The 12,161-nt window shown below is 75.1% G+C and carries 10 protein-coding genes; 5 read left to right on the top strand and 5 right to left on the bottom strand.

What is annotated here, in order from left to right; all coding sequences use genetic code 11:
- Positions 1 to 32 precede the first annotated feature (32 nt).
- From PUR61_RS18790 to PUR61_RS18780, 3 genes are all read right to left on the bottom strand, one after another.
- The gene (locus PUR61_RS18790; RefSeq protein ID WP_329880084.1) at positions 33 to 2,129 is read right to left on the bottom strand and encodes an MMPL family transporter; all 2,097 of its coding nucleotides are present in this window, start codon (positions 2,127 to 2,129) and stop codon (positions 33 to 35) included.
- A gap of 93 nt (positions 2,130 to 2,222) precedes the next feature.
- Positions 2,223 to 3,389: an outer membrane protein assembly factor BamB family protein gene (locus tag PUR61_RS18785; RefSeq protein WP_329880083.1), complete on the bottom strand. Its 1,167-nt coding sequence runs from the start codon at positions 3,387 to 3,389 to the stop codon at positions 2,223 to 2,225.
- 79 nt (positions 3,390 to 3,468) lie between these two features.
- Complete coding sequence (locus PUR61_RS18780; RefSeq protein WP_329880082.1) at positions 3,469 to 4,452, bottom strand: deoxyribonuclease IV; 984 nt, start codon at positions 4,450 to 4,452, stop codon at positions 3,469 to 3,471.
- A 189-nt stretch (positions 4,453 to 4,641) separates the two neighbouring features.
- Between PUR61_RS18780 and PUR61_RS18775 the strand changes: the two genes are divergently transcribed.
- The 3 genes from PUR61_RS18775 to PUR61_RS18765 all read left to right on the top strand — a co-directional run bounded on the left by PUR61_RS18775 (position 4,642) and on the right by PUR61_RS18765 (position 8,698).
- On the top strand, positions 4,642 to 5,949 hold the full coding sequence (locus PUR61_RS18775; protein ID WP_329880081.1) for a cytochrome P450 family protein: 1,308 nt from the start codon (positions 4,642 to 4,644) through the stop codon (positions 5,947 to 5,949).
- Between the two features lie 420 nt (positions 5,950 to 6,369).
- Positions 6,370 to 7,467 (top strand): right-handed parallel beta-helix repeat-containing protein, encoded by a 1,098-nt coding sequence (locus PUR61_RS18770; RefSeq protein WP_329880080.1) that lies wholly within the window; start codon positions 6,370 to 6,372, stop codon positions 7,465 to 7,467.
- A gap of 199 nt (positions 7,468 to 7,666) precedes the next feature.
- Positions 7,667 to 8,698, top strand: coding sequence for a methyltransferase (locus tag PUR61_RS18765; protein WP_329880079.1), 1,032 nt, complete (start codon positions 7,667 to 7,669; stop codon positions 8,696 to 8,698).
- Positions 8,699 to 8,811: 113 nt separating this feature from the next.
- Here the strand turns inward: PUR61_RS18765 and PUR61_RS18760 are convergent, their stop codons facing one another.
- A complete protein-coding gene (locus tag PUR61_RS18760; RefSeq protein WP_329880078.1) occupies positions 8,812 to 9,531 on the bottom strand; it encodes a class F sortase in 720 nt (239 codons plus the stop codon).
- A gap of 129 nt (positions 9,532 to 9,660) precedes the next feature.
- Complete coding sequence (locus tag PUR61_RS18755) at positions 9,661 to 10,053, bottom strand: hypothetical protein (protein ID WP_329880077.1); 393 nt, start codon at positions 10,051 to 10,053, stop codon at positions 9,661 to 9,663.
- 357 nt (positions 10,054 to 10,410) lie between these two features.
- Between PUR61_RS18755 and PUR61_RS18750 the strand changes: the two genes are divergently transcribed.
- Both PUR61_RS18750 and PUR61_RS18745 read left to right on the top strand, forming a co-directional pair.
- A complete protein-coding gene (locus PUR61_RS18750) occupies positions 10,411 to 10,869 on the top strand; it encodes a PPOX class F420-dependent oxidoreductase (RefSeq protein WP_329880076.1) in 459 nt (152 codons plus the stop codon).
- A 176-nt stretch (positions 10,870 to 11,045) separates the two neighbouring features.
- Complete coding sequence (locus tag PUR61_RS18745; protein ID WP_329880074.1) at positions 11,046 to 11,987, top strand: hypothetical protein; 942 nt, start codon at positions 11,046 to 11,048, stop codon at positions 11,985 to 11,987.
- The last annotated feature ends 174 nt before the right edge of the window (positions 11,988 to 12,161 follow it).

The following is a 12,161-nucleotide window of genomic DNA, read 5'->3' as shown; positions in this document are numbered from 1 at the left end:
GTGAACGATAACCATATGAACTCATCGGTAACTCAAAGCTGTCTGGCCAACTCCTCCTTGGGTGGAGGAACTTGCCTGGCCAACTTGCTCGGCCACCACATGTGTCGGTCCAGATCCATCGTCACCGCCGTCACCAGCACCGACCGCACCACCAGCGTGTCCAGCAGCACCCCCAGCGCCACCGCGAACCCGATCTCGGCGAACCCGACGACGGGCAGGGTGCCCAGCACCGCGAAGGTGCTCGCCAGGATCAGTCCGGCCGAGGTGATCACCCCACCGGTCGCCGCGAGCCCGGCCACCGCCCCCGCCCGGGTGCCGCGATGCGCGGACTCCTCCCGCACCCGGGTCATCAGGAAGATGTTGTAGTCGATCCCCAGTGCCACCAGGAAGACGAAGACGAACAGCGGGAACGCGTGGTCCACCCCTTCGAAGTGGAAGACGTGCTCGAAGAAGAACGCGCTGATCCCGAGTGCGGCCGCGTACGACAGCACCACCGTGGCGACCAGCACCAGCGGCGCCGTCAGCGCTCGCAGCAGCAGTGCCAGGATCACCAGCACCACGCCCAGCACGAGCGGGATGATCGTCCGGTTGTCGGCGGTCGCGGCCCGTCCGGCGTCCAGGATCACCGCCGTCGAGCCGCCCACCTTGGCGTCGGCGCCCGGCACGGCGTGGACGGCGTCCCGCACCCGGTCGACGGTCTTCTCGGCGGCGGGGCTGTCCGGCGGGTCGGCCAGCGTGGCCTGGAACAGCGCCTCCCCCTCGTGCGTCCTCGGCATCGAGGCGGACGCCACCCCGGCCGTCGCCAGTGTCGCGGCGCGGACCGCCTCGGCCTCCGCGGCCCTGCTGATGACGGTCAGCGGCGCACCCGTCCCGGCGGGGAAGTGCTGCTCCAGCACCTCCTGGCCGACCACCGAGTCCGGCTTGCCGGTGAAGGTGCCGGCCGTGCTCAGACCGGTGACGTTCAGTGAGACGAGGCCGACGCAGCAGGCCGCCAGCGCCAGCGAGGTGCCGATCCACACCTTGCGCGGACGCTGCCCGATCCACGCCCCCACGTGCGCCCAGCGGCCGGTCCGGGTCGGTTCCGGCGTCCCGAACGCGGGCTTGACCGGCCAGAACACCCAGCGTCCGACGATCACCAGCAGCGCCGGCAGCAGGGTCGTCATCGCGGCCAGCGCCACCACCACGCCGATCGCGCAGACCGGACCGAGGCCGCTGGTGGAGTTCATCTCGGCGATCAGCAGGCAGAGCATCGAGGCGACCACGGTGGCGGAGGACGCCAGGATCGCGGGCCCGGCCCGGTGCAGGGCGAACGCCATCGCCTCGTGCCGGTCCTCGTGACGGCGCAGCTCCTCCCGGTAGCGGGCGGTGAGCAGCAACGCGTAGTCCGTACCGGCGCCGAGCACCAGCACGATCAGGATGCCGGCGCTCTGCGCGTTGACGGTCAGTCCGCTGTGCTCGGCCAGCAGGTAGATCACCGCCTGCGAGACCACCAGCGCGCCGGCCGCCGAGAACAGCGGCAGCACCCAGAGGACCGGGCTGCGGTAGGTGAGCAGCAGCAGGATGATCACCACGCTGACGGTGGCCGCGAGCAGCGTGCTGTCGATGCCGGCGAAGGCTTCGGCCTGGTCCGCACCGATCCCGGCCGGGCCGGTGACGTGCGTGGTCATGCCGAGGCTGTCCGCGGCGGCCGTGTCCCGCAGGCTGTCCACCGCGGGGCGGAGGTCCTGCCAGCCGCCGGTGCCGATGTCGATCGGCACGATGGTCTGCAGGGCCTGACCGTCCGCCGACTCCACCGGCCCGACCACCTGGCCCAGCACGTGCGGGGTCGAGGCGAAGGCCGCCGCGTCCCGGGCCGCCTCGACCTTGTCGGCGGGGGTGATCCCGCCGGGGCGCTCGTAGACCACCACGGCCTGGGCGGTGTCCACCGGCTGGAACGCGCGCTGTTCGGTGAGCACCTGGGTGGACTCGGCGTTGCCGGGCAGCCAGCTGGAGGCCTGGTTGTCCTCGGCGTCCGTGAGCTTGCCCGCCAGCGGGCCCGCCACCACCAGCAGGACCAGCCACAGGGCCAGCACCACCCACTTGCTGCGGCGGCCGCAGGGCAGCGTGGCCAGTCTCCGGGACGGGCTCATCGGAAACTCCCAGCCTGTGAGGCGTCAGTCGTTCCAGCCTCCCACCGCCTCCGCTCCTCGGCAGCCCGGGTTACGCCGCGGTCCGTCCGCGGGTCACGTCGGCGAGGCCGCCGCCGCGTAGACGCCGGTGCGGCTGCCGCGGTAGACGACCCCGTCGTGGGCGGCGAGTGACAGGTCGGTGTACTGGGTGCCGAAGGAGGACGGCTCGTCGCGCCACCGGAACCGCCCGGTGGCGAGGTCGAGCGCGTGGAGCCGGTCGTCGTTCAGCGCGACGTAGACCATGCCGTCGGCGACGGTCGTGCTGCTCGTGCCGGCGCCCAGGCCGGGGGGCACCTGCGCGGTCCAGCGGGTCTCCCCGGTGACGGCGTCCAGTGCGGTGACCTGGTCGCTCCGGCTCAGGCAGACCGTGCCGTCGGCGACCGAGGAGGGCGAGAGCAGCCAGTGGCCGAACCGCGCGCGCTGCCAGAGCACCCGGCCGGTCGCCGCGTCCAGCGCGAGGACGGACGGCGCCTGCCGGTCGGCGGTGGTGAGGTGGACGACGCCCTGGTGGACCACCGGCCCGCCGCCCGGCCCGCCGACGGCGCGCTGTTCCCAGCGTCGCTCACCGCTGCTCGCGTCGACCGCCGTGATCCTCTCCTCGTCCCCGGCGAGGTAGACCGTGTCACCGGCGACGACGGGTGCGAACCCGCCCGCCGTCGCGGTGCTCCAGCGGTGGGCGCCGGTGGCGGTGTCGTAGGCGTGCAGCCGGTCGTCGTAGGTCGCGAAGACGCCGCCGTCCACCGCGGTGCCCCGGACCGAGGCGGACCCCGGACCCTCCGGTGCCTCCGGTGCCTCCGGTGCCTCCGCGGTCCACCGGAGGGTCCCGGACGCGGCGTCCAGGGCCTGTACCTGGGAGTCGGTGGCCACGCAGACGAGTCCGTCACCGGCGGCGACGGGCCAGCCGTACGAGGGGTCGGCGGGCTTGCGGAAGCCGATCGCGGTGCTCCAGCGCGCGGCCCCGGTCCGCAGGTCGAGGGCCTCGACCGTCCCGTCGAGGCCCGCGAGGTACAACGAGGACCGGGGGGACGGGGGCAGGGCGATCCGGCCGCCCGTGTGCGTCCGGCTCCACAGCCGGTGGCCGGTGTCGGCGTCACGGCGCGCCCACCAGCCGGCTCCCCCGCCGACGGCGAGCGCGGCGGCGCCCCCGGCGGCGCTGAGCAGGAGACGCCGGCGGCCGAGCGGCCGGGGCACCGGGTCGATCCGTTGTTCGTTTGCGTTCACACCGAGGACGACCGTCTGCGGCCCCGGGCGGTTCCCCCCGTCACGCACGGATTTCGCCGGGTATGCGGCACCCGGTGGATCAGACCGCCGGGACGGCCGCCCGGGCCCGCAGCTCCTTCAGGGCGGTGATGTCCAGCGCGTGGCCGGTGCCGTCGCCGCCGTGCTTGCGGTCCGGGGTCTCCACCACCAGCGGGACGCCCGCCGTCGCCGGGTGCTCGAACAGCTCCCGGAACGGCTCCGCGCCGATCCGGCCGGCCCCGATGTTGGCGTGCCGGTCCTTGCGCGCACCGACCACGTCCTCCGAGTCGTTGGCGTGGATCAGCCGCAGCCGGCCCGGGCCGGCTGCCTCGACCAGGGCGTCCAGCGTCTCCCGGACCCCGCCCGGTACCGCCAGGTCGTGACCGGCGGCGAAGGCGTGGCAGGTGTCCAGGCACACTCCGACCCGGGGGTGGCCGTCCAGCGCGTCCACGTACGCGGCGAGGTCCTCCATCCGCGCGCAGAGCGAACTGCCCTGGCCCGCCGTCGGTTCCAGGAGCAGCCAGGGCGCGTCCTCGCCGAGCGCGTCCAGTTCGTCCAGCAGCGGGCGGACGTCCTCCCTGACCTGCGCCATCGCCTCGTCGCGCCGGGAGCCGCCGCCCGGTGCCGAGCCGACCGCGGAACCGGTGTGCAGCACCACGCCCAGCGCGCCGATCGCGTGCCCGCGCAGCAGCGAGTGGCGCAGCGAGGTGGCCGAGCGTTCCCGGGTCGCCGGATTGTCCGAGCCGAAGTTGATCAGGTACGGCGCGTGCACGTACGCCGGGATCGACTGTTCGGCGCAGGCGGCCCGGAACTCGGCGTCCTGGGCCGGGTTGCCCGGGGGAGTGGCCCAGCCGCGCGGGTTGGCCACGAACACCTGCACCGTCTCCGCGCCCACCCGCCGGGCGTACGCCAGGCCCGTCCCGGCCAGCCCTCGCGCGGCCACCGGCACATGGGCGCCGACCGGGTTGCGGCGGGCGCCGAACGAGGGGACGGCCCCCGCCGCGGGCTCGGCGGGTGCGACGGTCGTGGTGGTGGCGGTGTCCATGGCTCCGAGCATGTCACGCGGGCCGCGGGCGGTCCGGTGCCGGGCTGTCGTCGTGTGCGGACGGTCCCTCCGGGGACTGCCTCGTTCTTGCTCGATCGAGTGAATCGGAGCCGGGAAGCCGGACAGGCCGGTGCAGGGCCCGCCACTATCCGTGGGAGCAGCGAGAACCGAGGCCCGAGGGAGGCTCCCATGACCGTCACCGAGCCCGCCGAGTTTGCCGAGTCCGCCGGGCCCGCCGGGGCCGCCGGGCCGTTCGAGACGGTCGACCTGCGCGACGCGGAGCTGGTGCGCCGCCCGTTCGAGGTCTTCTCCCGGATCCGCGAACGGGCCCCGCTCGCCCGCGGCACCGTCCCGGGTGTCGACCCGGTCTGGATCGCCACCCGCTACGAGGACGTCCGCACCGTCCTGGGCGACCCGCGCTTCGTCAACGACGTCGCGAACGTGCCCGGTGCCACGCCCGCCCACCGCACCGAGCAGGTCTGGCGGGCCCGCGGCCTGCCCCCGGAGTGCGAGAGGTACCTGCGCGCCGGGGTGTTCGACGCGGACGGCGCCCGGCACCGCCGGCTGCGCGGGCTGGTCCACCCCTCGTTCACCGCCGGCACCGTCGGCCGGTTCCGCCCCCGGATCGAGCGGCTCGCGGAGGAGCACGCCCGCGCCCTGCGCGAGCACGCGGACGCCGACGGCACGGTCGACCTCGTGGCCCGTTTCGCCTACCCGCTGCCGGTCACCGTCATCTGCGAGCTGCTCGGCATCCCCGAGCCGGACCGGCCGCAGTGGCGCACCTGGAGCTCCTACCTCGGCCGGGGCGCCGGGGAGGGGCTGGACGAGGCGCTGCGTGCGATGGTCGCCGCCGCCCGGGAGCTGATCGACCGTCGACGGACGGAGCCCGGCGACGACCTCGTCTCGCAGCTGGCCGCCGCCGAGGGTACGGCCCTGGACCCGGTCGAGACGGTCTCGCTGATCCTCAACCTGATCGTGGCCGGCCACGAGACCACCGCCACGCTGATCGGCAACGGGACGGCCGCGCTGCTCGCCCACCCCGAGCAGCTCGCCGGGCTCCGCGCCGACCTCTCCGGGCTGCCCGCCGCCGTCGACGAGCTGATGCGCTGGTGCGGTCCGACGCTCGGTGCGCTGCCCCGCTACGCCACGGAGGACCTCCGGCTGGCGGGCGCGCTGATCCGCAAGGGCGAGGCCGTGATGCCGATTCTCGCCGGCGCCAACCACGACCCCCGGGTCTTCGCCGAACCCGAGCGGCTCGACCTCTGCCGGGCCGCCGCGCCGCACCACGAAGTCCACCTGGGATTCGGCCACGGCGCCCACCGCTGCATCGGCGCGGTACTCGCCCACGAGGAGGCGGTGGCCGCGTTCGGCGCCCTGCTGCGGATGTATCCGGAGCTGGCACTCGCCGTCGCCCCCACCGCGGTCGAACGGGGCCCCAACCCGGTCGCCTGGCACCTGGCGGCCCTGCCGGTCCGCCTGGGGACACCCGCCGGCTGACGCTTCGACCGCCGGGCCCGCTCCGCCCCTGCTCCGGCCCCGCCCCGCCTTCTCCCCCGCTCCACCCCTCACCGGCGTGCCTCCGACCCCGGGCCCGCCGCCCCCTGCCGCCCGCCCCGCTCAGCCCGCTCGCCCCGCGCGCCCGACCGCACCCTGCGGCCGGGCGCGACGCCGTTCCCGGTCCGCTCCGGGTATCCGTCGCCTCCCCGCGGCGGCCCGCCGCCGCTCCGGCCCGCCGCCCGCTCCGGCACGGCCCCGGCCCGACGCTCCGTCAGTCCGGCAGCCCAACCCTGGTGGCGGGGGCACCGGCGCGCACCTAGCGTCGGTTCGGCCGACACCCACCGGCCGTCATCCCCCGCCCACACCGCGTCACCGCGCCGGCGTCCCCCCGCGAGCGCGCCAGAAAGCAGGTCACCACTCATGCCCACGCGACGGGTCCACCACCTCGCCGCGGCCACCGCCGCCGCCACGACAGCCCTGACCACCGTCCTCACCGCCCTCGGTGCCGCCCCGGCCCAGGCCGCCGGGCCGTTGCACCTGGTCCGGCCCGGAGAATCGATTCAGCAGGCCGTCGACGCGGCCCTCCCCGGCGACACCGTCCAGCTGCTCCCCGGCGAGTACCGGGGCAGCGTCCGGATCGCCACCCCCGGCCTCACCCTGCGCGGCGCCGGCCCGGAGAGCGTGATCCTGCCCGCCGACACCGCCCGGGCAGGAGTCCCCGAGACGGCTGCCGCCTGTGCGACCGCCGGGCACGGCCTCTGCGTGGTCGGCGCCGACGACCGGCCGCTCACGGGCGTCACCGTCGAGGGGCTCGCCGTCACGGGCTTCCGCAAGAACGGGATCAACGCCACCGGCACCGACGGCATGACCGTCCGCGCCACCCACGTCCACGACAACGGCCAGCAGGGCATCAGCCAGGAGAGGTCCACCCGGGGCGTGATCACCGCCAACGAGTCGACCCGCAACGGCCAGTCCGGTGTCTTCCTCGCGAACACCGTGGACAGCGAGGGCGGCGCCCTCTCCGCCGACGGCACGGTGGTGAGCGGCAACCTGCTCGCCGACAACCGGATCGGGGTCACCGTCCGCCGCCTGCGCGACCTGAGCGTCGAGCAGAACGAGATCCACGGCAACTGCGGCGGCGTCTTCGTCGTCGGCGACGAAGGGGTGCCCCGGGCCGGCGCGCTCACCGTCACCCGCAACCGGGTCGTCGCGAACAACCGCTACTGCCCGCCGAACCCCCGCCTGGACCACATCCAGGGGGCCGGGATCGTGCTGACCGGCGCCGAGGAGACCACGGTGACGGAGAACCAGGTCCGCGACAACGTCGGGGCCTCGCCGTTCTCCGGCGGCATCGTGCTCGTCCACAGCGTGGTCGGCGTGGCCAACGCCCGCAACACCGTGGCCGACAACCTCGTCGTCGGCAACGGCCCGGCGGACCTCGCCGACCGCGACACCGGCACCGACAACGCCTTCGCCCGCAACCACTGCGCGGTCTCCGAGCCGGCCGGCCACTGCTGATCCGGCCGGACCGGCCCCGCCGCCCGCGCACCGCCCGTGCCCGGTCCGGCCCGCACACCGCCCGACCCCACCCGCCGCGCCTACGGCCCCGGTTCCCCTCCGGCCCCGGAGGCGCGGCGGGCATCCCGAAGACCCTCGTTCGCCCCCGTCAGAGACCGCAGCAACCCGCAGAACCCTGCAGAAAGCAGAGAGACGGCACATGACCACCGCACCCGCCACCACCCCGCAGGCCGCCATGCGCCTGCGGGAGCTCGTCTTCGGCGCCGCCTGCGCCGCCGCCGTCCGCGCGGCCGCCCGGCTCGGCGTCGCCGACGCGCTCGGCGACACGCCCACCACCGTCACCGACCTCGCCGCCGAGCTGGGCACCGAACCCGGGCAGCTGCGCCGTCTGCTGCGCGCCCTCACCTGCTACGGCATCTTCGAGGAGGCGGGCGGCGACCGCTTCGAGCACACCGAGATGTCCCGCCTGCTGCGCGAGGACGCCCCCAACAGCCTCCGCTACATCTCCCTCTGGTGCACCGAGCCGTGGACCTGGGAGGCCTGGCCGAAGCTCGACGAGGCGGTGCGCTCCGGCCGCAACGTCTTCCCCGAGCTGTTCGGCAAGGAGTTCTTCGACTACCTCCACAGCGACGCCGGGGACTCCGCGAAGGTCTTCGACAAGGCGATGACCACCTCCAGCCGGCAGTCGGCCGCCGACTTCGCCGCCTACCTCGACCTCACCGGGATCGACTCGGTGGTCGACATCGGCGGCGGCCAGGGCCACGTCCTGGCCAGCCTGCTGGAGAAGCACCCGACCCTGCACGGGACCCTGCTGGACCTGCCCAAGGTGGTCGTCGGCGCCGACCCCCGGCTGCGGGACGGCGGCGCCTTCGCCGGGCGGGCCCGGCTGGTGCCGGGCGACTGCCGGGAGGCCATTCCGGTCCACGCCGACCTCTACATCATCAAGAACATCCTGGAGTGGGACGACGAGAGCACCCGCCGCACGCTGGCCAACGTGGTCGCGGCGGCCACGCCGGGTGCGCGCGTCGTGGTGGTCGAGAACCTGGTCGACGACAGCCCGTCGATGCGGTTCACCACCGCCATGGACCTCCTGCTGATGCTCAACGTCGGCGGTGCGAAGCACTCCGAGGCGAGCCTGGTCCGGCTGATGGAGGAGGCCGGCCTGTCCGTCGCGGAGGTCCGCCCGGTCAACCCCTACCTGCACGCCTTCGAGGCCACCGTCCGCGGCTGACCGCCGGCCCGGGTCCGCGCGACGACGGCGACCGCCGGCCCCCCTCCTCGGAGAAGGGGGGCCGGCGGTCGCCGTCCTCGCCGCACCCGGGCCGAAGGCTCAGGCCCGAAGGCTCAGGCCTTGCGCGAGGACTCCAGGTGCGCGAAGACCACCACGTTGTCCAGGTAGTCGCGGCGCTTCTTGTCGTACACGCCGCCACAGGTGATCAGCCGCAGCTGGGCGTCCGGCGTCTTCCCGTACACCTTCTGGTCGGGGAAGGCGTCCTTGGCGAAGGTCTCGACCGAGTCCACCGAGAAGACGGCGATCGTGCCGTCGGCCCGCTGGACCTCGATCTTGTGACCCGGCATCAGCAGGCTGAGCAGCAGGAAGACGGCGGGCCCCTTGGTGGTGTCGACGTGCCCGGCGACCACCGAGGCGCCGCGCTCCCCGGGGGAGACGCCGTCCCGGTACCAGCCGACCAGGTTCTTGTCCTCCGGCGGCGGGGCGCCGAGCTGGCTGTCCGGGCCGAGGGTGAGTTCGGTGAAGGGGGCGTCCACGCCGATCTGGGGGATCCTCAGCCGGGTCGGCTTGGACCGCTTCAGCGGGGGCGCCGCGGGCGCGGACGCCTTGGCGGGCCCGGCCGCGGCCGTCGTGGCGGGCGCCGCGGCCGGGGAGTCGGTGGGCGCGGCGCCGGGCGAGACGGGCGCGGTGGCCGCCGCGGGCGCGGCCTGCCCCGACTCCGACTCGTCGGAGGACACCGTGTCCACCGAGTTGTAGATCAGCAGCAGACCGACCGCCGCCGCGCCCATCCCCGCGCGCAGCAGCCGGGACGTTCCAGGGACCAGACCGGCCATCGCGCCGGCTCCTCTCCTCGGGCCCGCAACCGCGGGCCCGACACGGCGAAGCGCCGCCCCGCGGGCCCCCGCCGCGACCGGCGCACGGGGCGGCGGTCACGGCGGGGGAGCGGCGGGAACGGCGCGGGATCAGATGGCTGCGTCGGCGCCGCGGCGACCGCGGCGCAGGGCGATCGCACCCGCGCCGAGGCCACCGAGCAGCAGGACCGCGCCGGAGGCCAGGCCGCCACCGGAGAGGGCCAGGCCGCCACCACCGGTGTGCACGCCACCGTGCGGGGCCTTCTCGTCGGCCTTGTACTCGCCGCCCTTGTACTCCTCGGCCTTGTGCTCCTCGCCGGAGGAGCCCTTCTGCTTCTCTTCCCAGGTCTTCTGACCCTCGGCGCTGGCGCCCTTCTCCTGCTTCTCCTGCCAGGTCAGGTTCTTGCCCGGGTCGGCCGCGCCGTCCGCGTAGGCGAGCGGGGCACCGGCGGTGAGGACGGCGGCGACGGCGGCCCCGGCGAGCAGCGTGCGTGCAGAACGCATGATGATGATCCTTCCGGCGCGGGCTGCGATGGCCGACACGTCGTCGGCCAGGGGATTCGCAGGTACGCGCCTGATCCACCGTCATCCACGGTGGCGGCCACTGCCACCGGAGGACGGCAGCGGCGGGCGGGCCGGTGCGCCCTTCGGGTGGACTCCCGGGCGTGTTCACCCGGGTGCCCTGGGCGATCCGGGTGATTGGGTGCCCTCGGGGTATCCGTCGTCGGAACGGGTCGTTCCGACGCTCCGTCGGCATCCCGTCCGGCCGTCGTCCGGCCGTCGTCCGGCCCGTGCCGCGCCGGCCGGTGCCCGGGGGCGCGGGTACGGGTGAGCCGGGGCGGGGGTGGGGAGACTCGGCGCATGGCTGAGATCTCGAAGGACGTCCGTGAGCGGATCGAGGCGGGACACATCTGGTACGTCGGCACGGTCAACGCCGACGGTTCGCCGCATGTGAGCCCGATGTGGGTGGGGATGGAGGGAGACCTCGTGCTGTTCAACACCTCCGTCGGGCGGGTGAAGGAGCGGAACCTGCGGCGCGACCCCCGGGTCTGTCTGTCGCTCGCCGACCCGGCCGACCCGTACGACCGGGTGCAGATCCGGGGGCGGGTGGTGCGGTTCGTCGAGGGGGAGGAGGCCGACCGGAACATGGACCGGCTGGCCCGGACGTACCTCGGCACGGAGTACGGCTGGCGGGTCCCCGGCGAGCGGCGGGTGGTGGTGCTGGTCGAGCCCACCCGGGTCAGCCGGGTGGTGGGGGTCGAGCCGTTGCCGCAGGGCGCCCCGGGCGCCCCGGGCGGCGCGGCGGCCGAGCCGTCCTGACCCGCCGTGATCCGTCGTGATCCGGTCCGCCGGGGCCGGTCGTGACCGTTCGCCCGCGGAGCGCTCCGGGGGCGCCCCGGCCGCGCGCGGCCGTTCGTCGAGGTGGACGCCCCGGGGAACCGGCAGGCCCGGCCCGCGTCTATCTTGAGGGACCACGGACACGAAAGGGGCGGGACATGGGGACGGCCGGTCGGAAGGTGGCCGCCGCGGCGGCGGTGGGTGTGCTGCTGGGGACGCTGGCGGCCTGCGGGGCCGGGGGGAAGACCTCCGGCCGCGCGGCCGGGAGCACGGTGGCCGCCTCGGCGAGTCCGGGGAGCGCGGAGGGCGCGGCGGCGGCCTCCGGCGCCGCCTCCCCGGGCCCGACCGGGACCGCGGCCCCGGGGACGGCGGGCGGTACCGAGCCGGGCGGTACTCCGGCGGCCGACGGCGCGACCGCGTCGGCCGGTACGGCGGCGGGCGCCACGACGGGCGCCGGCTCCGGCGGTGCGTCCGGTGGTGCTCCCGCCGGTGGCGCTTCCGGGGGTGCTTCCGGTGGCGCTTCGGGCGCGAACACCGCGGGCACCACCGCCGGTGGCGGTGCGCAGCCGACCGCCGGGCCGGACTCGGACACCCTGCTGCTCGACGGCAAGCTCGTCCTGCAGCTCCTGCCCGATCAGAAGGCGATGACCGGGTGGGAGGAGGAGAAGCGGAAGGTGGACACCGCGGACCACGCCACCACCTGCACCACCACCGCGCCGTGCGCCGGCAAGCCGCTGAGCGGCACGGCGCGCTTCGCCTCCGGAGAGGTGACCGCGCGCTTCGGCGTCGACACCCTCGCCGGAAGGGCGGAGGCCGCGAACCGCCTCAAGGAGGCGTACGCGGCCTACGGCGACGCCGCTCACTACACCGCGCTCGACCTCGGGGTGCTGGGCACCGAGAGCCGCGCGTTCCAGGGGCAGCTGGGCGGCCGGGACGGCGTGAGCATCGTCCTGCGGTCCGGCACGGTGGTCGCCAGTGTGACCACCGAGGGCGGCCCGGTCGACCGGGCCGCGACCCGTCGGCTCGCCGCGATGCTCGTCAAGCGCATCGAGCAGGCCCAGGCCGGCCGTACCCCGGACGCCGTCCTCGACCCGGCCTGACCGGGTGCCGGGCGGCCCCCGGCACCGTCGGCCCCGGCCCCCGGACCCGCTGCGGTCCGGGGGCCGTTCGTCTGCGGTTACCACGGTGGAGCCACGGCCAGGTGACGGAACGTCAACACTTTACCGGATCCGGCCAAGTTGAGGTTGACCGTCCGCTGGCGTGAAACGGATGGT

This window comes from Streptomyces sp. BE20, from assembly GCF_036322525.1.
Classification (GTDB): Bacteria; Actinomycetota; Actinomycetes; order Streptomycetales; family Streptomycetaceae; genus Kitasatospora.
The sequence above is the reverse complement of the archived record's forward strand: the minus strand, read 5'-3'. Positions and strand labels throughout refer to the sequence as shown.

Bases quoted from the DNA above. Each gene is read 5' to 3' on its own strand.
- PUR61_RS18790 (WP_329880084.1), bottom strand. From the start codon at position 2,129: ATGAGCCCGTCCCGGAGACTGGCCACGCTGCCCTGCGGCCGCCGCAGC.
- PUR61_RS18780 (WP_329880082.1), bottom strand. From the start codon at position 4,452: ATGGACACCGCCACCACCACGACCGTCGCACCCGCCGAGCCCGCGGCG.
- PUR61_RS18775 (WP_329880081.1), top strand. From the start codon at position 4,642: ATGACCGTCACCGAGCCCGCCGAGTTTGCCGAGTCCGCCGGGCCCGCC.
- PUR61_RS18770 (WP_329880080.1), top strand. From the start codon at position 6,370: ATGCCCACGCGACGGGTCCACCACCTCGCCGCGGCCACCGCCGCCGCC.
- PUR61_RS18765 (WP_329880079.1), top strand. From the start codon at position 7,667: ATGACCACCGCACCCGCCACCACCCCGCAGGCCGCCATGCGCCTGCGG.
- PUR61_RS18760 (WP_329880078.1), bottom strand. From the start codon at position 9,531: ATGGCCGGTCTGGTCCCTGGAACGTCCCGGCTGCTGCGCGCGGGGATG.
- PUR61_RS18755 (WP_329880077.1), bottom strand. From the start codon at position 10,053: ATGCGTTCTGCACGCACGCTGCTCGCCGGGGCCGCCGTCGCCGCCGTC.
- PUR61_RS18750 (WP_329880076.1), top strand. From the start codon at position 10,411: ATGGCTGAGATCTCGAAGGACGTCCGTGAGCGGATCGAGGCGGGACAC.
- PUR61_RS18745 (WP_329880074.1), top strand. From the start codon at position 11,046: ATGGGGACGGCCGGTCGGAAGGTGGCCGCCGCGGCGGCGGTGGGTGTG.